Annotated in this window: 12 protein-coding genes; 7 read left to right on the forward strand and 5 right to left on the reverse strand. The window is 73.8% G+C overall.

Annotation, left to right across the window (positions count from 1 at the left end; translation table 11 throughout):
• Nucleotides 1-429: an ATP-binding protein gene (locus tag MUY22_RS29595; RefSeq protein ID WP_247049959.1), complete on the reverse strand. Its 429-nt coding sequence runs from the start codon at nucleotides 427-429 to the stop codon at nucleotides 1-3.
• 79 nt (nucleotides 430-508) lie between these two features.
• On the reverse strand, nucleotides 509-2,137 hold the full coding sequence (locus MUY22_RS29600; RefSeq protein ID WP_247049961.1) for an FAD-dependent monooxygenase: 1,629 nt from the start codon (nucleotides 2,135-2,137) through the stop codon (nucleotides 509-511).
• 88 nt (nucleotides 2,138-2,225) lie between these two features.
• Here MUY22_RS29600 and MUY22_RS29605 point away from each other — a divergent pair, with 88 nt between their 5' ends.
• Entirely contained in the window at nucleotides 2,226-3,074 is an 849-nt protein-coding gene (locus tag MUY22_RS29605) for a phosphatase PAP2 family protein (protein ID WP_247049963.1), read from the forward strand.
• Nucleotides 3,075-3,113: 39 nt separating this feature from the next.
• Here MUY22_RS29605 and MUY22_RS29610 read toward each other — a convergent pair whose 3' ends face one another.
• From MUY22_RS29610 to MUY22_RS29620, 3 genes are read right to left on the reverse strand one after another with little or no spacing between them, the layout of a single operon-like run.
• Complete coding sequence (locus MUY22_RS29610; protein WP_247049965.1) at nucleotides 3,114-3,881, reverse strand: thioesterase II family protein; 768 nt, start codon at nucleotides 3,879-3,881, stop codon at nucleotides 3,114-3,116.
• A gap of 13 nt (nucleotides 3,882-3,894) precedes the next feature.
• Nucleotides 3,895-5,547: a non-ribosomal peptide synthetase gene (locus MUY22_RS29615; RefSeq protein ID WP_247049967.1), complete on the reverse strand. Its 1,653-nt coding sequence runs from the start codon at nucleotides 5,545-5,547 to the stop codon at nucleotides 3,895-3,897.
• Nucleotides 5,547-6,575, reverse strand: coding sequence for a TauD/TfdA family dioxygenase (locus MUY22_RS29620; RefSeq protein WP_247049969.1), 1,029 nt, complete (start codon nucleotides 6,573-6,575; stop codon nucleotides 5,547-5,549). The genes MUY22_RS29615 and MUY22_RS29620 overlap by 1 nt, the downstream gene beginning before the upstream one ends.
• Before the next feature lie 205 nt (nucleotides 6,576-6,780).
• Between MUY22_RS29620 and MUY22_RS29625 the strand changes: the two genes are divergently transcribed.
• From MUY22_RS29625 to MUY22_RS29650, 6 genes are all read left to right on the forward strand, one after another.
• Nucleotides 6,781-7,197 carry a cobalamin B12-binding domain-containing protein gene (locus tag MUY22_RS29625; protein WP_247049971.1) on the forward strand — a complete coding sequence of 139 codons (417 nt, stop codon included), beginning with the start codon at nucleotides 6,781-6,783 and terminating at the stop codon, nucleotides 7,195-7,197.
• Entirely contained in the window at nucleotides 7,194-8,459 is a 1,266-nt protein-coding gene (locus tag MUY22_RS29630; protein WP_247049973.1) for a methylaspartate mutase, read from the forward strand. The genes MUY22_RS29625 and MUY22_RS29630 overlap by 4 nt, the downstream gene beginning before the upstream one ends.
• On the forward strand, nucleotides 8,456-9,451 hold the full coding sequence (locus tag MUY22_RS29635) for an asparagine synthetase A (RefSeq protein ID WP_247049975.1): 996 nt from the start codon (nucleotides 8,456-8,458) through the stop codon (nucleotides 9,449-9,451). Before MUY22_RS29630 ends, MUY22_RS29635 begins: the two co-directional genes overlap by 4 nt.
• Nucleotides 9,448-10,710: a glutamate synthase-related protein gene (locus tag MUY22_RS29640; RefSeq protein ID WP_247049977.1), complete on the forward strand. Its 1,263-nt coding sequence runs from the start codon at nucleotides 9,448-9,450 to the stop codon at nucleotides 10,708-10,710. Before MUY22_RS29635 ends, MUY22_RS29640 begins: the two co-directional genes overlap by 4 nt.
• Before the next feature lie 160 nt (nucleotides 10,711-10,870).
• A complete protein-coding gene (locus MUY22_RS29645; protein WP_247049979.1) occupies nucleotides 10,871-15,811 on the forward strand; it encodes a non-ribosomal peptide synthetase in 4,941 nt (1,646 codons plus the stop codon).
• Nucleotides 15,808-20,118 (forward strand): amino acid adenylation domain-containing protein, encoded by a 4,311-nt coding sequence (locus MUY22_RS29650; protein ID WP_247049981.1) that lies wholly within the window; start codon nucleotides 15,808-15,810, stop codon nucleotides 20,116-20,118. The genes MUY22_RS29645 and MUY22_RS29650 overlap by 4 nt, the downstream gene beginning before the upstream one ends.
• Nucleotides 20,119-20,122 lie beyond the last annotated feature (4 nt).

The raw sequence follows: 20,122 nt of genomic DNA on the forward strand, positions 1-20,122 counted from the left end.
TCACCGGTGCGCCGACAGGGCGAGTTCGGCCCAGACGGTCTTCCCGCCGGGACGGCGCAGCTGGCCCCAGGCGACGCTCGTCTTCTCGATGATCCGCATCCCGCGGCCACCCTTCGAGGACGGCGACGTCGGGGCGGCGGCGGCCGGGGAGCCGTCGTCGATCTCGATCCGGAGCTTCCCGCGGTTGCGGCGCAGGCGCACCCGGATCGGCGGCTTGGCGTGGCGGAGCGCGTTGGAGACGAGCTCGTCGAGCACCATCACGATGTCGGTCAGCAGCTCGGCGGTCAGGTCGGGCAGCAGGGCGCGAGCCCAGCCGCGGACCCTCGCCAGCTCCTTGAGGTCGGCCTGGACGGTGGTTTCGACGGTCTCGTCGATTTCGTCCACGTCGTCGAGGACACCGGACTCGGTGGGTGTTGCGTCGAGGCTCATGATCGGTCTCCTCGGGGAAAGAGACGGCTACGGGCTACTTGACTGCCCCCATCCGGCGGAGTTCAACCGCCGTGGTGGGTCACACCGCACATCCCCGGACGCGGTCCAGCACCGCCCCGAGATCATCGGGTGAGGTCTGGCCGCGCCAGGCGACGTACCCGTCGGGCCGGACCAGGACGTACCGGGCGCCGTAAAGACCGTGCAGGTCCGGCCGGTTGAGCCGGTAGCGCTTCAGGGGGACGCCGGCCGCCGCCGCGGCGGTGTCCCATTCGGGCGCGGCCGGCGCGGCGACCTCCAGCAGCGTGAACCCGGGCCCGAACTCGTCCTGCAGCGACCGGCTCCGGTCGAGCCAGAGGTGCGGCAGCCGGTTGCCCGGGGCGCCGGAGGGCCGGTACTCGGTGCCGGTGGAAGCCGGGGCGGGCCCGTCGTCGGGGACGACGAGCGGCGACCCGGGGTACGCGGTGCCGAGCACAAAACCGAGGGTGTACATCTCGGCCGTCTTGGCCTGCCGGATCAGCTCCGCCGTCTTGGCGCGCACGGCCAGGCCGTCCGGTCCGTCGTCGTCGAGGCCTGGCACGGCGAGTTCGCCGGTCAGCACCCGCATGTTGCGTTCGGCCTCGGCGATGGCCCGCTGCGCGATCGGACGGCGTTCGGTCCCGTAGGAGTCGAGCAGCCCGGGGCCGGCCCAGCCGCGCAGCGCGGCCGCGAGCTTCCAGCCGAGGTCGGCGGCGTCCCCGATGCCGGTGTTGGCGCCGAACCCGCCCCACGGCGGGTTCTGGTGCGCGGCGTCCCCGGCCACGAAACAGCGGCCGTCCCGGTAGCGGTCGGCCACCAGCAGCCGGGCCGTCCAGGGATCGGTCGCGGTCACAGTGACGGGCTCCGGCGTCCCGATCATCCGGTGCACGGCCCGTTCGCACCACGCGGCGTCGGCGTCTTCCGGCGCGTTGATGATGATGGCCCACCACCGGCCGTCGGTGTCGAGGGTGCCCATCAGGCCGTTGACCTCGGGGTTGACCACCCAGTACTGGACGGCGCGGCCCAGCTCGTGGCGGGCGGACAGCCCGGGCGCGTCGAAGATGACCTGGATGTTGCGGATCTCGTGGCTCCGCCCGGCCAGCGGGATGCCGCACGCCCGCCGGACGGCGCTGCGGGCCCCGTCGGCGCCGACGAGGTAGCGGCCCCGCACCACGCGCTCGCGTCCCGTGTCGTCCGTCGCGGTGGCGGTGACGCCGGTGGCGTCCTGCTCGAGACCCGTCAGGGTCCAGCCCCAGCGCGCGCTGACCGTCTCCCGCCGGGTGATGGTGTCGCGCAAGGCCTCTTCGACGTGGTTCTGCGCGCACCAGAGCGCGGGTTCGGCCAGCTCCGTCCGCTGGACGTCGCTGAGGGCGAAGACGCCGTCGAAGCGTTCCAGCCGGTGCCCGGTGAGCGAGGTGCAGAAGACGGCCGAGTCGGACCAGCCGAACGGCAGGGGAGCGTTGTCCCGGACGGCGCCGGCGATGCCCAGGCGCCGGAAGAGCTCCATCGACCGGGGGTTCAGCTGCTTGCACCGCGGGGACGCCAGGCTCGGCGCCGGCCGCGGTTCGAGCAGGACGCAGCCGATGCCCCGTGCGCCGAGTTCGTGGGCGAGGGTCAGGCCGACCGGGCCGCCGCCGGCGATGACGACCTCCGTGGTCTCCACCTCGGGGGGCGCATCCGCGTGACTCGTCATGCCGACAGTCTAGAAGCGCGGTGATCTTCCGGCGGCGGGCATCCGTTGCTCCATATAGAGTAACGCGATCGTCGTCGATGGAGGTGTCTTGCCCGCTCGCCGCTGGCTGATCGTCGCCGCCGCCTGCCTCGTCGTGCTGATCCTGGTCTACGTCCTCGCGGTGCTGACCGTCACCGGTCAGGAGCTGGAGAACGCGGCCCTGCGCGGAGCCGACCAGGCCGCCGCGCGCGACCAGACCGCGGCCGATCAGAGCCTGTCGCGGATCACCCTCTACTCCCTGGGCGTCGCCGTCGTGCTGGTGGCCGTCATCGGCCTGCTGCGCCGGCGGCCGGCTCTCGCGGTCGCGGCGGCCGGGGTGATCGTCGCCGGTCAGGTCGTCACGCAGGGGCTCAAGCGGTTCGTGCTGCCGCGGCCGTCGCTCGTGCCGCTCACCGGGCACTACGCGGACAACAGCATGCCCAGCGGGCACACCACGATCGCCATGACGGTGCTGTTCGCCGCGCTGCTCGTCGTGCCCCACCGCTGGCGTGGCGTGACGATGGTCCTGCTGCTGTCCTGGGCGGTCGGAATCGGCGCCTACACGGTGACGGCGAAGTGGCACCGCCTCTCCGATACCCTCGCCGCGGACGCGATCGCCCTCGGGCTCGCCTGCCTGGCGTCGTGGTGGCTCGCCCGCCGCGGCGTCGTCCGCCGGTACGAGGGCCGGCGCCGGATCCCGCGGGTGCTCGTCGTGGTCGTCACCGCCCTCGCCGGGCTGGTTTTCCTGGCCCTGGGCGGGTTCCTGATCGGCGCGGCACTGAGCCAGGACGGCCTCGACGCGACCCTGCGCGACAACACCTGGGTGGTCTACCTGGCCGCGAGTTCGCTCGCCTCGGCCGGGTCGGTGGCCGCCGCGCTGGTCTTCCTGGGGACCTGGCGCCGTCTCGAGATCCCGTGACGACCGGGGCGGACGGCGCTCGACCGCCCGCCCCGGTCGTCATCGAGCCGCCGGAACCGGCGCGAGGGCCGGGATCCGCGTCGGCAGGGTCCGCCAGATCTCCGGGGTGTAGAAGTGCCCACCGGGGAGTTCGACGTGCTGGTACCCGTTGCGGGCCAGTGACTTCCACTGCTCGGCCGTCTCCGGCACGATCACGTCGTCGTCGGCCCCGGTGAGCACCTGCAGCGGGACGCCGACCGTCGCGCCTTCGGTGTAGCCGAACGTGTCCCGCACCCGGATGTCGGCCCGCATGAGCTCCAGGGCCATCTCGCTCAGCTCCGGGTCGTCGAGCACGTACCCCGGCAGCAGGCCGTTGGTGCGCATCCACATCACCAGCTGCTCATCGGTGTCCTGCTGCGCGGGGAACATGTCCCGCGGGGTCAGGCCGCGGCTCGGCGCGTTCGCCGACGACACGATCAGCGTCTCCGGCAGCGGGCCGCCCCGGCGCTGCAGGCGGTCCGCGACGTCGAACGCCATCCAGCCGCCCATGCTGTGGCCGAACAGCAGGTACGGCCGGGGCGCCGCGGCCGCCGTCACGGCTTCGGTCGCGTCCTCGGCGAGCGCGTCCCAGTCCGGGGCGAAGTCGTCGAGGAAGCGGCCGTCACGGCCCGGGTAGCAGATCGTCACGAGCTCGACGTCGGGTGGCAGCACGTCGGCCCACGGCAGGTACGGCCCGGAGCCGCCGCCGCAGAAACCGAGGCACACCAATGTCTTCGCCGCGTCCGGGTTGGGCCGGGCCCGGACCACGGTGTTGGGGAGGTTGTCCATCGCCGTGCTCCTTTCAGCTCGCGCCGAGCGCCGTGACGTGCTTGGCGAGGTCGGCCAGCCGCGGGTGTCGGTAGACGTCCTTGGTGGACACCGGGACGCCGAAGTTCTTCTTCAGCCGCGCCACCACGCGCAGCGCCACCAGCGAATGCCCGCCGAGGGCGAAGAAGTCGTCGTCGGCCCCGACGCCGTCGCGGCCGAGCACCTCGGACCAGACGTCCGCGATCAGCGTCTCGACCGGCCCGCTGGGCGCCGCCCCGCCTTCGGCGACCGGCGCGGGCAGGGCCGCGGTGTCCAGCTTGCCGTTGGCCGTGCGGGGCAGCGCGTCGAGCCGGACGTACGCGGTCGGGACCATGTGCTCCGGCAGCTTCGCGGCCGCCGTGACCTGCGGCTGCTCGCCGCCGACGTGGTAGGCCACGAGCTGGTCGTCGCGCAGGACCACGGCCGCGGCGGTGACGCCGGGAGCGTCCCGCAGGACGGCCTCGATCTCACCCAGTTCGATCCGGTACCCGCGCAGCTTCACCTGGCGGTCGCGCCGCCCGGTGAACTCCAGGGCGCCGCCGGGGGACCAGCGGACCTCGTCACCGGTCCGGTACAGCCGGGTGCCGGGCTCGCCGAAGGGGTCGGGGACGAACCGCTCGGCGGTGAGGCCCGGCCGGCCGAGGTACCCGGCGGTGAGCCGGGGCCCGGACAGGTACAGCTCGCCCGCCGCGGCCGGGCGCAGGGTGTCGTCGAGGACGTGGGCCCGGATCCCGGCCAGCGGCACGCCGATGTGCGGCCCGCCCGGCCCGGCGATCCAGGTCGCCGTGGCGTCCACAGTGGACTCCGTGGGGCCGTAGAGGTTGAGCGCCTCCAAGGGGCTGTCGGCCAGTTCGCGCCACATCGGTTCCGGGATCGGCTCGCCGCCGATGAACAGCCGCAGGGAGCGGTCGAGCAGGTGCTCGCGCAACGCCGTCCAGTGCGACGGCGTCAGGTCGAGGTCGGTCACGGCGCACTCGTCCAGCCAGGCGACCAGCCGGGCCGGGTCGGTCCGGTGGTCGTCGTCGAGTACGACGACGCTGTCGCCGCGGCACACCCGCGCCCACTGCTGCACGGACGCGTCGAACGACACGCTGGCGTTCCACGCGACGACCCGGGGCTCGGCCGCGTACATCCCCGCCTGCTCCAGCGCGGCGACGAGCGCGGCCACCGCGCCGTGGTGCGCTGGGACGCCCTTGGGCCGCCCGGTCGAGCCGGACGTGTAGATCACGTAGGCGGCGTCGAGGTCCGACACGGTGGTGTCGTCCGTGCGCGGGCCCTCGGCGGCGGGGTCGACGACGACGGCGTCCGCCGGGACCCAGGCCGGAGTGGTCGTCGAGACCAGGGCGCGGATCGCCGCGTCACCGGCCATGAAGGCCAGCCGGTCGGCCGGGTAGGCGGGGTCGAGGGGGACGTACGCGGCGCCGGCCCGCCAGACGGCGAGGAGGGCGACCACCAGATCGGTGCCCCGGCCGAGGCCGACGCCGACCCGGTCGCCGCGGCCGACGCCGTGCGCGCGCAGGGCCCCGGCCAGCGCCGCGGTCCGGCGGTCCAGCTCGGCGAACGTCACCGCGGACGCGGTGTCCCGCACGGCGATCCGCTCGGGCGCGCGGCGGACCGCGTCGCGGAAGCGGGGGAGCAGGCCGGCCATCAGAGCGCCTCGTTCGCGGCCGGGGGCACGGTCGGCGCGCAGCCGGCGACGTCGACCGGCTCACCCATCGCGACGACGATCTTGCGGTCACCGCGGAACGGGTCGCGCCCGTGCGTGGACAGGATGTTGTCGACGAGCAGCAGGTCGCCCGGCTCCCACTGCTTGCGCACGGTCGCGGAGTCGTAGGCGGCGTCGAGCGCGGCCATCTCGTCGCGCGTCAGCGGGGAGCCATCGCCGATCGCGGTGTTGAACGGCAGGTCGTCGCGGCCGAACTCGTCGATCAGCGTCTCGCGCAGCTCCTCGTCGAGCGACCACTCGTTCCAGAAGGCCAGGTGGTTGAACCAGACCTCCTCGCCGGTGACCGGGTGGCTGATGACGCCGGGGCGGACCTGGCTGGTGCGCAGGTGGCCGTCGTCGAGCCAGCGGCACGCGATCAGGTTCTCGGCGCAGTAGCGTTCGACGTCTTCGCGGGTGGTCGCGGCGAACGCGGTCTGCCAGTCGGTGGAGATGTGCTCGGAGTAGCTGCGGTTGAGCAGCCAGCCGTGCGCGCGGACCTTCGCCACGAGCTCCGGCGGCAGCGCGCGCAGCACCTTCCGGACGTCCGCCACCGGCGTCGCCCCGCCTTCCGGCGGCGCGATCAGGCAGGAGAACATCAGCAGCCCGGGGAAGGTGAGCGTGTAGCTGTTCTCGTTGTGCATCCGGATCCGCTGCGCGGCGGGCAGGTCGGTGGACGAGAAGACGCCGTTGCCGAAGTCGCTGCGCGGCGTCGCCTTCTCGCGGTACGGCGTGCGGGCCGGCATCAGCGTGTCGCGCACGACGCCGAAGTCGTCGACGCTCGCGATCGGCAGGCCGCGCAGGTGCAGGGAGCCGTGCCGGTGCAACGCCGTACGCAGCGACGGCGCCGCCGCGGCCAGCCAGGCCACCGCGTCGTCGAGGCCGCTCAGCCCGCCGACCTCGGCACTCGCCGGCTCGCCGGGCTCGACCACCCAGTCGAGCGGCAGGAACTCTTTGACGCCCAGGGAACCCATCGTTTGTCCTTTCGCCTGACCCGCAGCGGGCGTCCACAGTGGAACCACCCGGTTCGCTCGCCGGTCGACGCTAGGCGGGTTCGCGGCCGTGCGGCGGCAGCCGGTGCGGCAGTGCGGCGGCAGTTTCCGCCCGCGCCGGGTTGTCGCCGCCGTCCTGCCGCCGCAACTGCCGGTCGGGCCCGGGTGCCGCTCCTAGGTTCGGAGCGTGACTTCGGAACTCCGCCCGGTCGCCGTGGTCAGCAGCACGGCGTCCGACGCGCACACCTGGAACCTCGTGTACCTGCAGCTGCTGCTCGAAGAGCTCGGCTTCGCGGTGACGAACCTCGGCGCGTGCGTCCCGGACGAGCTGGTGGTGCGCGAGTGCCGCCGGCTGGACCCGGACCTGGTGGTGCTCAGCACCGTCAACGGCCACGGCCACACCGACGGCCTCCGGCTGGCCCCGCGGCTGCGGGCCGTGCTGGCCGGCGCGGCGCTGGTCATCGGCGGCAAGCTCGGCGTCGACGGCACCAGCGGCCGCGAGTCCGTGCTGCGGGAGGCGGGCTTCGACCGCGTCTTCGGCGACGGCGACATCGGTGCCTTCCGCCGCTACCTGGCCGACCTGCCGGTGCGGGTGACGTCGTGAGCGTGCCGTTCGGGGCGTTCGTCGCCCGGGAACACGCGGCCGGCCGCCTGGTCGTCCAGCCGCGGATGGGCTTCCCGGCGCCGTCGGCCATGCGCGCCGGGCTGCTGGCCACCCGCGACGCCGCGGCCACCACGGTCGGCACCCTGACGCTCGACAGCTACACCCGCGTCGGCGACCTCGTCGCGGCGGCCCGCGCGCTGGCCGACGGCGCGCCGCTCAACGGCTTCCCGCTCGTCACTTACGGCCCCGAGGCGACCCGCGCGATGCTGGCCGGCGTGCTCGGCCCGGACTTCCCGGTCCAGGTGCGGCACGGCTCGGCCCGGCCGCAGGACATCGTCGCGACGCTGGTCGCGGCCGGTCTCGACGCGACCGAGGGCGGCCCGGTCTCGTACTGCCTGCCCTACAGCCGCACCCCGCTGCGGACGGCGATGCGGCACTGGGTGGCGGCCTGCGCGCAGTTGACGGCGGCGGGCGACACCGCCCACCTGGAGACGTTCGGCGGCTGCATGCTCGGCCAGCTCTGCCCGCCGGGCATGCTGGTCGCGATCAGCGTGCTGGAGGCGATCTTCTTTGCCCAGCAGGGCATCCGCAGCGTCTCGCTGAGCTACGCGCAGCAGACCGACCCGGCGCAGGACGAGGAAGCGGTGCGGGCGTTGCGCCTGCTGGCCGCGCGGTACCTGCCCGGCGTCGAGTGGCACGTCGTGCTCTACGCCTACATGGGCGTCTACCCGCGGACGCCGGCCGGCGCCGCCCGGCTGCTGACGTCCGCCGCGCGGCTCGCGGTGCGTTCCGGCGCGGCCCGGCTGATCGTGAAGACGGCCGCCGAGGCGCACCGGATCCCGACCGTCGGGGAGAACGTCGACGCGCTCGAACTCGCCGCCCGCGTCGCCGCCGCGACCCCTTTGTCGAAGGAAGTCGGGGACACCGGGATCCACGCCGAAGCCGCGACGCTGGTCGAGGCCGTGCTGGACCTCGACGACGACCTCGCGGGCGCGCTGCCGGCGGCGTTCGCCCGCGGCCTGCTCGACATCCCGTACTGCCTGCACCCGGACAACGCCGGCCGGGCGCGCAGCTACCTCGACCCAGCCGGCCGGCTGCAGTGGGCGGACACCGGCGGCCTGCCGATCGGCCCGGCACCCGGTGGCACGCGGTCGCGGCGGACCGGCTCGGCCGAGCTGCTGGCCGCGCTTTCACACGTGGAGCGGAAGTTCGACACGCCCCCGGCCGTCCGGGCCGGGGCCCGACCCGGAGGAGCGATATGACCGACACCTACGACGGCGAGCTGCCACCCGCGCTGCCCGTGCACCTCGCCTCGCCCGTCACGCAGAGCGCGTTGCGCGTGCAGCACCAGGTGCTGATCGCCGTGCGCGAGTTCCTCGGCGGGGAGGGGTTCACCGAGCTGCTGCCGCCGGTGATCGGCCCGGTCACCGACCCCGGCGTCCGCGGCTCGAAGCAGCTGGACGTCGACTACTACGGCCACCGCTACAAGCTCATGACCAGCGGAATCCTGTACAAGCAGGCGTCGCTGCTCGGCTTCTCGAAGATCTTCTACATCGCGCCGAACGTCCGGGCCGAACCGGTCGAGACGTGCTCGACGCGACGGCACCTCGCGGAGTTCCACCAGATCGACGTCGAGCTGGCGGGCGCGACCCGGGCGCAGGCCCAGGGCGTCGCGGAACGGCTGGTGACGCACGTCGTGAAGCACGTGCTCGCGACCGTCCCCGGCGAGCTGACCGGGCTGGGCCGCGACCTCGCGAACCTGGCCGACGTCCTCGCCGGCGCGTTCGGCCGGATGACGCACGCCGACGCCGTCACCCGGCTGCACAACCTCGGCCACCCGCAGAGCCCGGACGCCGAGATCGACTGGGAGGGCGAGGAACTGTTGTCCCGCAAGGCGTCCCAGCCGTTCTTCGTCGACGACTACCCCAAGGGCTCCCGTGGCTTCTACGACCGCGAAGCCACCACCGAGCCGGGCATCCTGCGCAACTTCGACCTCCTCGCGCCCGGCGGCTTCGGCGAGCTGGCCAGCGGCAGCGAACGCGAGTCGGACTACGCCCGGATCGTCACGCGGATGCGGGAGACGGGCGAGAACCCGGCGAAGTACGGCTGGTACCTCGACATGGTGCGCGAAGGCATCCCGGCGAGCGCGGGCTTCGGCCTGGGCCTGGAGCGGCTCGTCCGGTTCCTCACCGGCCTCGACGCGGTGTGGCGGGTCAACGCCTACCCGAAGGTCCCGGGCCTGGTGGCGCCGTGAAAGCCGTCGGGTTTCCCGAAGCGGTGGTCCGGGACCGGGCCGCACGAGGCGCCGCGGCGGTGTTCCCGGCGGAATCCGCGTACGGCGGCGAGGCGTTCGGCGGGGTCTCTCCCGACGGCGACGCGCTGGACCGGGCGCGGCTGGTACCGCCGGTGTTCGTGCCGCTGCGGCTGGAGAAGCTGATCGAGCTGGGCCGCGAGCCGCTGTTCTCCGACGTCGACCTGACCACGGCGATCGGCGGCTTCGCGTCGTCGCTGCCGGTGTTCCTGTCGGCGTTCGGCTCGACGCAGCTCGGCGGCGGCGACCTGGCGGTGGCGGCGTCGCGGCAGGCCGGCCGGCTGGGTGTCCCGATGGTCGTCGGCGAGAACGTCGTGCCGGTCAAGGGGTACGCGAACGCGCTGCTCATGCGCGTCCGGGCGTACACCGGCGAGGTGCCCGACGGGCTGGGCGGCGTCGTGGTGCAGCAGAGCACCGAGGACGCCGACGCCGAGGTCTGGAACCTCGTGTACAGCGACCCGGCGTCCGCGGAGCTGCTGGCCACCGGCCGGCTGGGCTTCGAGCTGAAGGTGGGCCAGGGTGCGAAGCCGGGCCTGGGCGGGATGACCCTGCTGGACGCGGCCACGGCGGCCCGCGTCGACGGCCAGTACGCGCTCACGGATCTCTTCGCGGACCGCGTGTTGCGGTCCGGCAGCCCCGGCACGTTCACCGGCGAGATCCTGCGTCAGCAGATCCGCTTGATGCGCAACAACTTCCCGCGAGCCCGCGTCTGGGTGAAGCTCCCACCGGGCCGGGACATCGCGGAGGCCACCCGGGTCGCCTGGGCGGCGGGCGCGGACGCGGTCACCGTCGACGGCGCGGAAGGCGGCACGGGCTGGGCGCCCACGGCGTTCCTGGACCACGTGGGCTTGCCGCTGGCGGAGTGCCTCCGCCGGATCGGCCCCCCATCGGGCTGCCTGCTGGCGGGCGGCCGCATGTGGGAGGGAACCCGGGTGGTCAAGGCCCTGGCGCACGGCGTCCGCGCGGCCGCCCTCGGCCGAGCGGCGCTGCTGGCGGTCGACGAAGACCGCACGGAAGGCCTGATACGGCTGGTGGCGGCGCTGGCACTGGAGGCGAGACTGCTGATCAGCGCGCTGGGCAAGTACCGCCCCGACGCGCTGACAGCCGACGACCTCTGGCCCGCCGCCGGTGCCTCCGGTGCCGCCGCTGCCGCCGGGGAACTGCCGCTCGACCTGCCGGTCCGGGCCGTCCCGACGGCTTAGCTTTTCCCCAGTGGCGCGCTTCGCGCCCAGCACTCCGCAGCCCGCGAGGCTGCCGCGGCTGGTCGTGAGTGGTAATGCGGGTTCTGACCCGAACTACCACTCACGACGGGCAGCCGCAGTCCATGTCCGTCCTTTGTGGTCAGTTCGGGGTGAGCCCAGCATGTCGGTGCAGGACGAGAAACCGGCCGTGACGATCGACTCCTTCGACCTCGGCGAGCTGACCGGCCCGCCGGTCGCGGTGCCGGTGCGCATCGCGCGGATCGCCGCCCGGTGGCCGGGCCGCCCGGCCCTGCGCTCCGGCGACCGGGTGCTCACCTACGGCCGGCTCGACGAGCTGACCGCGGACCTCGCCGGCCGCCTGGCCGCCGCGGGCGTGCTGCCGGGTGACGTCGTCGCGGTGCGCAGCACGGGCCGCTTCGACCAGGTCACCGGCCTGCTCGCGGTCTGGCGGGCCGGGGCGGTCCACCTCGCCCTCGACCCGGTGGCCCCCGCCGGACGCAACGAGCGCCTCACCGCACTGGCCGGCGCACACCTCATCCTCGACGGCGGCGACCTGCTCGACACCGAGCGGGCCGACGGCCTGCCGGACCCGGCGGCCCCCATGAATCGCGGCGAAGGCGCGGCCGTGACGATGGGCGCGGGCGGCCCGCCGGACCCGGCGGCCCCCATGAGTCGCGGCGAAGGCGCGGCCACGTCGGATCGCACCGGCGGCCTGCTGGACCCGGCGGCTCCCGCGAATCGCACCGAAGGCGCGACCGTGACGATCGGGGCCGACGGCCCGCCGGACCCGGCAGCGCCCACGCACCGCCGCACCGCGCCGGATCTGCCCGTCACCGGCGACCGGCTCGCCTACCTCATCCACACCTCCGGCACCACCGGCGAACCCAAGGCCGTCGCCGTCGCGCACGGGCCGCTCGCCGCGCACGTCGAGGCCGTCTCCGCGCGCTTCGGCCTGCGCGCCGACGACGTCGTCCTCCACTTCGCCCGGTCCACAGTGGACGTCGCGGTCGAGCAGATCACCACCGCGCTCACCGTCGGCGCCTGCTTGGTCGTCCCCGAAGCGAAACTCCTCTCTGCCGACGAGTTCTGGCAGCTCCTCGACGCCGAGCGGGTCACCGTCGCGAACGTCGCCGCCGGGTACTTCCACGACCTCGTCGCCTCGATGAAGTCCGTGCCGAAGACGCTCCGGACCATGGTCTCCGGCAGCGACCGGCTCTCCCCGGCCGCGGCCGCCGCCTGGACCGAGCGCACCGGCGTCCGGCTGCTCAACGCCTACGGCCCGACCGAAACCGTGATCACCTCGACCGTCCACGAGGTCCGGCCGGGCCGGCCGGTCACCGTCGGCACCCCCGTCGGCGACCGCGTCGCCCACCTGCTCGACGACCGCCTCCGGCCCGTCGACGAAGGCGAGCTGTACCTCGGCGGCTCCCTCCTCGCCACCGGCTACCTCGGCGACGGCGGCCGCACCGCCGAGCGCTTCCTGCCCGACCCGGTCACCGGCGGCCGGATGTACCGCACCGGCGACCGCGCCCGCCGCACCGCCGACGGCGAGCTGGAGTTCCTCGGCCGCGCCGACGACCAGGTCAAGATCCGCGGCTTCCGCGTCGAGCCCGGCGAGGTCGAGAACGCCCTCGCCAAGCACCCGGCCGTCACCGCCTGCGCCGTCGTGCCCCGCGAGTCCGCGAACGGCACCCAGCTCGCCGCGTACGTCGTCACCCGGCAAACTCTCGAATACCCGGAACTGCGCGACTTCCTGGCCCAGTCCCTGCCGGACCACCTGATCCCGGCGAGCCTCACGCCCCTCGGCCACCTGCCGCTCACCACCGCGGGCAAGGTCGACCGCGCCGCCCTGCCGGAACCGGCCCGTGCCGAGACCGGCCACCGCGCCCCGCGCACCCCGGACGAGCAGCTGCTCGCCGCGATCTGGGCGGACGTCCTCGGCGTGCCGCGCGTCGGCCTCGACGACAACTTCTTCCACCTCGGCGGCGACTCGCTCACCGCCGTCCGCGTGGCCGGCCGTGTCCTCGAGGTCTTCGGACCCGTGTCGCCGTACCAGATCTTCGACGCGCCGACGCTCGCCGCGTTCGCCGCCGCGATGCACGACGGCGCCGGCGACGACCGCCCCTCCCCGGTCCGCGCCTCCGCGTCCGAAGCCCCGCTCTCGCGGTTCCAGCGTGGCCTGTGGCTCCTCGATGCCTGGCAGCCGGGCACGTCCACCTACAACGTCCCCTGGGTCTTCGACTTCACCGGCCCCCTCGACGCCGCGCTCCTGAACCGGGCCCTCCAGCAGGTCGTCGACCGTCACGAGGCCCTGCGCACGACGTTCGAGGTCGCCGGAACCCTGCCCCGCCAGGTGATCCACCCGCACCTCGAGGTCCCGTTCACCGTCACCGCGGCATCGGACGCGGCCGAATTCATCGCCGCCGACGCCCGCACGCCGTTCGACCTCGAAACCGGGCCGCTGCTGCGCGCCCGGCTGGTCCGGACGTCGGCGACCACCGCGAGCCTCGTCCTCGTCTTCCACCACATCATCTGGGACGAAGGCTCCCTCGCCGTGCTCGACCGGGAGCTGCGCGAGTACTACACCGCGCTGCTCGACGACCGCTCGCCGCGCCTGCCGGACCTCGCGATCCAGTACGCCGACTACGCGAACTGGTTGCGGGACAACGGCATCGCCGAGTCCCAGCTCGGCTACTGGGCCGAGCACCTGCGCGGCGTCCCGGACCGCCCGGCCCTCGTGCCCGACCACCCGCGTCCCGTCGAACCCGCGCAGCGCTGCGGCTACCACCGCTTCGCCTTCGACGCCGACCTCGCCCAGGCCGTCCGGGAGTTCGCGCGGGACGCCGACGCCACGCCGTTCATGGTGCTGCTCGCCGGGCTCGTGCTCGCCGTGCACCGCACCGGCGGCGCGGACGACCTCGTGGTCGGCACCCCGGTCAGCGTCCGCGAGCGCCCGGAGCTGGACGCCCTCATCGGCTACTTCATCACGCTCGTCCCGCTGCGGTTCCGGATCGAGCACGACGTGACCCTGCGGGAGGTCCTCGAGCACGTCCGCGGCGTCGCCCTCGACGGCTACCGCCACCAGGACGTCCCCCTCGAAGACATCACCGGCCGGGTGCTGGGGGAGCGCTCCGGCGACCGGAACCCGCTGTTCCAGCTGGTCTTCGAGATGCACACCGCCGACCCGAGCCCCGAGCCGTTCGGGCCGGCCGCGGTGGAACGCAGGCTGCACGTCAACGAGCTGTCCCGCTTCGACCTGTCGTGGTCGGTCGAGGACGACGGCACCGGCTTCACCGGCCGGATCGAGTACGACACCGACCTGTTCGACGCCGCGACCCTCGCCGCCCTCGGCGCGCGGTGGCGGACGGCGGTGGCCGACCTGGTCACCGACCCGGACGTGCCGCTCCACGAGGACGTCACGCCGGCCGGCCTCGACGTCCCGGTGCACGAGCTGTTCGAGCACCAGGCCACCCGGACCCCGGACGCGGTCGCGCTGATCTCCGGCGACGCCGCGCTGACCTACGCCGAGCTGAACGCACGGGCCAACCGCGTCGCGAGGCGCCTGCGCACCCACGGCGTGACCGAGGGCGACGTGGTCGCCGTCCTGATCGACCGCGACGCCGACCTGGTCGTCGCGCTGCTGGGCGTGCTGAAGGCCGGTGCCGGTTACACGCTGCTGGACCCGGAACTGCCCGAAGCCCGGCGCGCGGACGCCGTCAAGGCGGTCGACGCCCGGCTGGTCGTGGACCGCGAGTTCGTGGCGTCCGCCGACGGCCCCGACGACGACCTCGGCCTCCCCGTCAGCGCCGACGCCGTCGCCTGCGTGATGTTCACGTCCGGGTCCACCGGCCGGCCGAAGGGCGTCGCGGCGTCGCACCGCGCCCTGGCCGGGACGTACCTGGAGCAGGACTACGCGCTCTTCGCGCCCGGCGAGGTGTGGCTGCAGTGCTCGCCGGTGTCGTGGGACGCCTTCGGCCTGGAGGTCTACGGCCCGCTGCTGTTCGGCGGTACCTGCGTGCTGCACCCCGGCCAGCGGCCGGACCCGGAGACGATGACCGCGCTCGTCGCCCGCCACGGCGTCACGCAGCTGCAGCTGTCGGCCAGCCTGTTCAACTTCCTCGTCGACGAGTTCCCCGCCGTCTTCGCCGGCCTGCGCGTGGTCTTCACCGGCGGCGAGCGCGCCTCGGTGCCGCACGTGGCGCGGCTGGCCGGGCGGTACCCGCACGTGCGGATCGTCAACGGCTACGGCCCGGTCGAGAGCATGGGCTTCACCACCTGCCACGTCGTCGGCCCCGCCGACCTGGCCGCGCCGGCGCTCCCCATCGGCGTCCCCGTGGCGCACAAGGACATCCGCGTGCTCGACGACCACTTCCGGCCGTCCGCCGCGGGCGAGCTGTACGCGACCGGCGCCGGGCTGGCCCTCGGGTACGCCGGGCAGCCGGGCCTCACCGCGGACCGGTTCCTGCCCGACCCGCTCGGCCCGCCGGGTTCGCGGATGTACCGCACCGGTGACGTCGGCGGCCGCACCCCGGACGGCACGCTGACCATCACCGGCCGCGCCGACGACCAGGTGAAGATCCGCGGCTTCCGCGTCGAGCCCGGTGAGGTCGCCGCCGCGCTGGCCCACCACCCGGGTGTCAGGGACAGCGCCGTCGTCGCCCACGACGGCCGGCTCGCCGCCTACGTCGTCGCGCGGGACACCCCGCCCGGGTACCAGGACGTCTGCGACCACCTCGCGACGCTGCTGCCGGACTACATGATCCCCGAGAGCGTCACGGTCCTGGACGCGCTTCCGTTGACCCCCAACGGAAAGATCGACCGCGCCGCGCTTCCGGCACCGGCACCGGTCGCCTCCGAGGCGCCGGCGGAACCGGCCGTCACCGCGGCCGAGCAGCTGGTCGCGGCGGTCTGGGCCGAGGTGCTCGGGCTCGACGCGGTCGGCGTCGACGACAGCTTCTTCCGGCTCGGCGGCAACTCCCTGGCCGCCGTCCGCGTGGCCCTGCGGCTGTCGGCCGAGACCGGCACCCGCGTCGCGCCGCGGCTGGTGTTCGCGGCCCGGACCGTCCGGGCCCTGGCGCAGCGGCTGGAGGTGCGGGCATGACCGGCCGCACCGCCCCGGTTTCCGCGCTCCAGCGCGGAATGTGGTTCCTCGACCGCTGGAACCCGGGCTCCGCCGCCTACACCGTGCCGTGGGTGTTCACCTTCGACGCGCCCGTCGACCCGGACGTCCTCGAGCGGAGCATCGCCGGGATCGTCCGGCGGCACGAAGTCCTGCGCACGACGTTCTCCTTCGGCCCGGACGGTCCACAACAGACGGTCCACGACGACGTCCGTGTCCCGCTGCACCGCGGCGACGCGGACCTGAGCACCGGCTTCGACCTCGAGACCGGACCGTTGCTGCGCGCGTCCTTGGTGGACAAGACGACGCTGAGTATCGTTGTCCACCACATCGTCTGGGACGGCTGGTCGTCCGGCATCTTCGAGCGCGAGCTGGCGGAGAGTTACACGGCCATCGTCGAAGGCCGCGAACCGGTCCTACCGCGACTGTCCACTCAGTACGCCGACCACACCGCCGAACCGCACGACGACCAGCTGGGCTACTGGCGCGAGCAGCTGCACGGCGCGCCCGAACGCCTCGCGGTGCCCACCGACCGGGAGCCGCCCGCGCAGCAGGACTTCGCCGGCGACACCCGCGCGTTCGCGCTCCCGGCCGGGCTCGCCGGCCGGATCGGCGAGCTGGCCGCCGACGCCGATGCGACGCCGTTCATCGTGCAGCTGGCCGCGTTCGCCGCGCTCCTGAACCGCTACACCGGCGCCGCGGACATGGTCGTCGGCACGCCGATGTCGACCCGCGACCGGCCGGAGCTGGCCGACCTGATCGGCTACTTCGTCAACATCCTGCCGCTGCGGCTGCGCGTGGATCGCGCCGCGAGCTTCCGCGACCTCGTGGAGCACGTGCGTGACACGGCGTTCGACGCGTACGCCTGCCTGGACGTCCCCTTCGACGTCGTGGTCGACGCGCTGGCCCTCGAACGCTCGGCCCGGCACGCGCCGCTGGTGCAGGTCGTCTTCGGTGCACACGCGGAGGACTCCGAACCGCTGCGGTTCGGGCCGGTCACCGCGACCCGGCGGGTGCACCACAACGGCACCAGCAAGTTCGACCTGACCTGGTCCACCTTCGACGACGGCGAGCTGCGCGGCGAAGTCGAGTACCGCACGAGCCTGTTCGACGCGGCCACGGTGGACCGGATGACCGGTCACTGGCGCACCCTCCTGGACGTCGTTCTGTCCGAACCGGACAGTCCACTGTGGAAGATCGACCTGGAGCCGTCGGGGCCCGCCGAGGTCACGGCGTCGGTGCCGCGCTGCCTGCACGAGTCCTTCGAGGACGCCGTGGACCAGTTCCCCGATCGGCCCGCCGTCACCTTCGACGGCGTTTCCTCGACTTACGCCGAACTGGACCGGCGGGCCAACCGGCTCGCGCACGCCCTGATCGCCGACGGCGTCCGTCCCGGCGACCGCGTCGGCCTGCTGCTGGACCGCACCGACGCGATCGTCGTCGCCATCCTCGCGGTGCTCAAGGCCGGCGCCGCGTACGTGCCGGTGGATCCGGCGGCCCCGGACGACCGCGCCGCGTTCGTCTTCGGCGACACCGGGGTCCGGCTGGTCGTCACCGACCAGGCCACCTCCGGTCCGTGGCGCGTGTTCGATCTCAGCCGGGACCTCTCCGGTCTGCCGGACGATCGGCCGGGCGTGCCGGTCCGGCCCGGTGACCTGGCCTACCTGATCTTCACCTCCGGCTCGACCGGCCGCCCCAAGGGCGTCGCCGTGGCCCACGAGCACGTCGGACGGCTGATGGAGTCCGGCCGCGCGCACTTCGGGTTCACCGAGACCGACGTGTGGACGCTGTTCCACTCCTACGCCTTCGACTGGACGGTCTGGGAGCTGTGGGGACCGCTGCACCACGGTGGCCGCCTCGTCGTCGTGCCGTACCTGACGAGCCGCTCGCCGGAGGCGTTCGCCGCGCTGCTCGCGGCCGAAGCCGTGACGTGCCTCTGCCAGACGCCGTCGGCGCTGCGCCAGCTCGAACTCACCCTCCGCACCGGGCCCGCGCTGCCGGCGTTGCGGCAGGTGATGCTCGGCGGCGAGGCCCTCGACCCGGCCGTCGTGCGGCGCTGGTCCGCGCTCGGGCTGACGGCGTCGCTGTGCAACCTCTACGGCATCACCGAGACGACCGTGCACGTCACCACCCACGACGTGACCCGCTTCGAGCGCAGCCTGATCGGCGCGCCGCTGCCGCACCTGAGCGCGCACGTGCTCGACGACTGGCTGCGGCCGTGCCCGGCCGGCGTGCCGGGCGAGCTGTACATCGGCGGCGGCGCGCTCGCCCACGGCTACTGGGGCCGGGCCGGGCTCACCGCGCAGCGCTTCCTGCCCGACCCGTTCTCCGCGACGCCGGGCGCGCGGCTGTACCGCACCGGCGACGTCGCGCGCCGGCTCGCCGACGGCGGCCTCGAGTACGTCGGCCGGTGCGACAGCCAGGTCAAGCTCCGCGGCTTCCGCATCGAGCTCGGCGAGATCGAACACGCGCTGGGCGCGCACCCCGCGGTCGACGCCTGCGCCGTCACGGTACGCGACGAGCGGCTCGCCGCGTACGTCACCGGAGCTGTACCGGATTACGCCGAGCTGCGGGCTTTCCTCGCGAAGTCGTTGCCGGAGCACATGATCCCGGCGACGGTCACGGTGCTCGACCGGCTGCCCGTCACGGTCAACGGCAAGCTCGACCGCGCGGCGCTGCCCGCACCGGCCGCGGCGACGTCGGCGATCGCTTATACTGCCCCGAGTACGCCGGGGGAGCGGCTGCTGACCGAGCTGTGGTCGGACGTCCTGGGCGTCCCGGACGCCGGGGTGCACGACAACTTCTTCCACCTCGGCGGCGACTCGATCCGCGCGGTCCACCTGGCGGGCAAGCTGCGCGACCGCGGCTGGACGCTCACCCTGCCGGACCTGTTCGCCGCGCCGACCCCGGCCGGTCTCGCGCCCCTGCTCAAGCCGTGTGCCACGGAGAAGACGATCGTGGAGCCGTTCGCCGGACTGTCCGAAGCAGACGTCGCGAAGCTGCCCGGCGACGTCGTCGACGCCTACCCGATGGCCGCGATGCAGCTCGGGATGATCTACCACATGGAGCTGTCCGGCGACGCCGGCGGTTACCACAACGTCAACAGCTACCGCGTCGCCGGCCGCCTCGACGAGGATGCCCTGCACGCCGCGGTGGCCGCGGTCATCACCCGGCACCCGGTGCTGCGCACGAGCCTCGACGTCGTCGGCTACCGGCAGCCGATGCAGCTCGTGCACGCCGAAGTCCCGACGCCGGTGGACACCGCCGACCTGCGTGGACAGTCCGAAGTGGAGCAACGCGCCGCCGTGACCGAGGCGTTCGACGCGTTCTGCGCGATGCGCTTCGACCTCCGGACGCCACCACTGTTCCGGGTCGCCGCCCAGCGGCTGGCCGACGACGTCTTCCAGCTGACCATCGCCGAGCACCACTCCATTTTGGACGGCTGGAGCTTCACCTCGCTGCTCACCGAGATCCTGGAGCGCCACGCCGACCCGGACGCCCCGCTCGCGCCACCGCCCGCGTCGACGTTCCGCGACTTCGTCTTCACCGAACAGGCAGCGTTGGCGTCGAAGGAAAGCGAACAGTTCTGGCGCGATCACCTCGACGGCGCGGACGGCGCGCTCTGGTCCGCCGAGGGCGGCTCCGAAGCCGCGACGGCGGAGATCCCGCGCACGGTCGAGCGCGTGCTGCCGGACGCCCCGGCCCAGCTCGCGGCGATCGCGTCGGCGGCCGGCGTCCCGATCAAGGCCGCGGCGCTGGCCGCGCACGTGCGGGCGTTGCACCGGATCACCGGCCGCGACCGCGTCACCACCGGCCTTTCGGTCAACGGCCGTCTCGAGGAACGCAGCGGCACCGAGGCGTACGGGCTGTTCCTCAACACCGTCCCGCTGGTGGTGGACGGCACGGCCCCGGACCTCGTCCGCGACCTGCACGAGGCCGAGGTCGCCCTGCTGCCGCACCGCCGCGTGCCCTTCGCGAAGCTGGCCCGGCTCATGGCCGGGCCGCGCCTGGAGACGTGCTTCGCGTTCCTGCGGTTCCACGCCCTCGGCCGGCTGGCCGGCTCGGCCACCAGCATCGTCGACGACCGGATCGGCTGCGAGCCGGACATGCGCTACGAGCCGACCAACTTCGCACTGGGCGTCGCACTGGTGCAGGACCCGTCGTCGGACCGCATCCTGCTCGCGGTCGACCACCTGCGGTCCCTGGTCCCGGACGAGCTCGCCGACGCCTACGTCACCGCCTACACCGAAGAACTCGCCGCGCTCGCGGCGCCGATCCCCGTCAGCTGACCCA

This window comes from Amycolatopsis sp. WQ 127309, from assembly GCF_023023025.1.
Lineage (GTDB): Bacteria > Actinomycetota > Actinomycetes > Mycobacteriales > Pseudonocardiaceae > Amycolatopsis.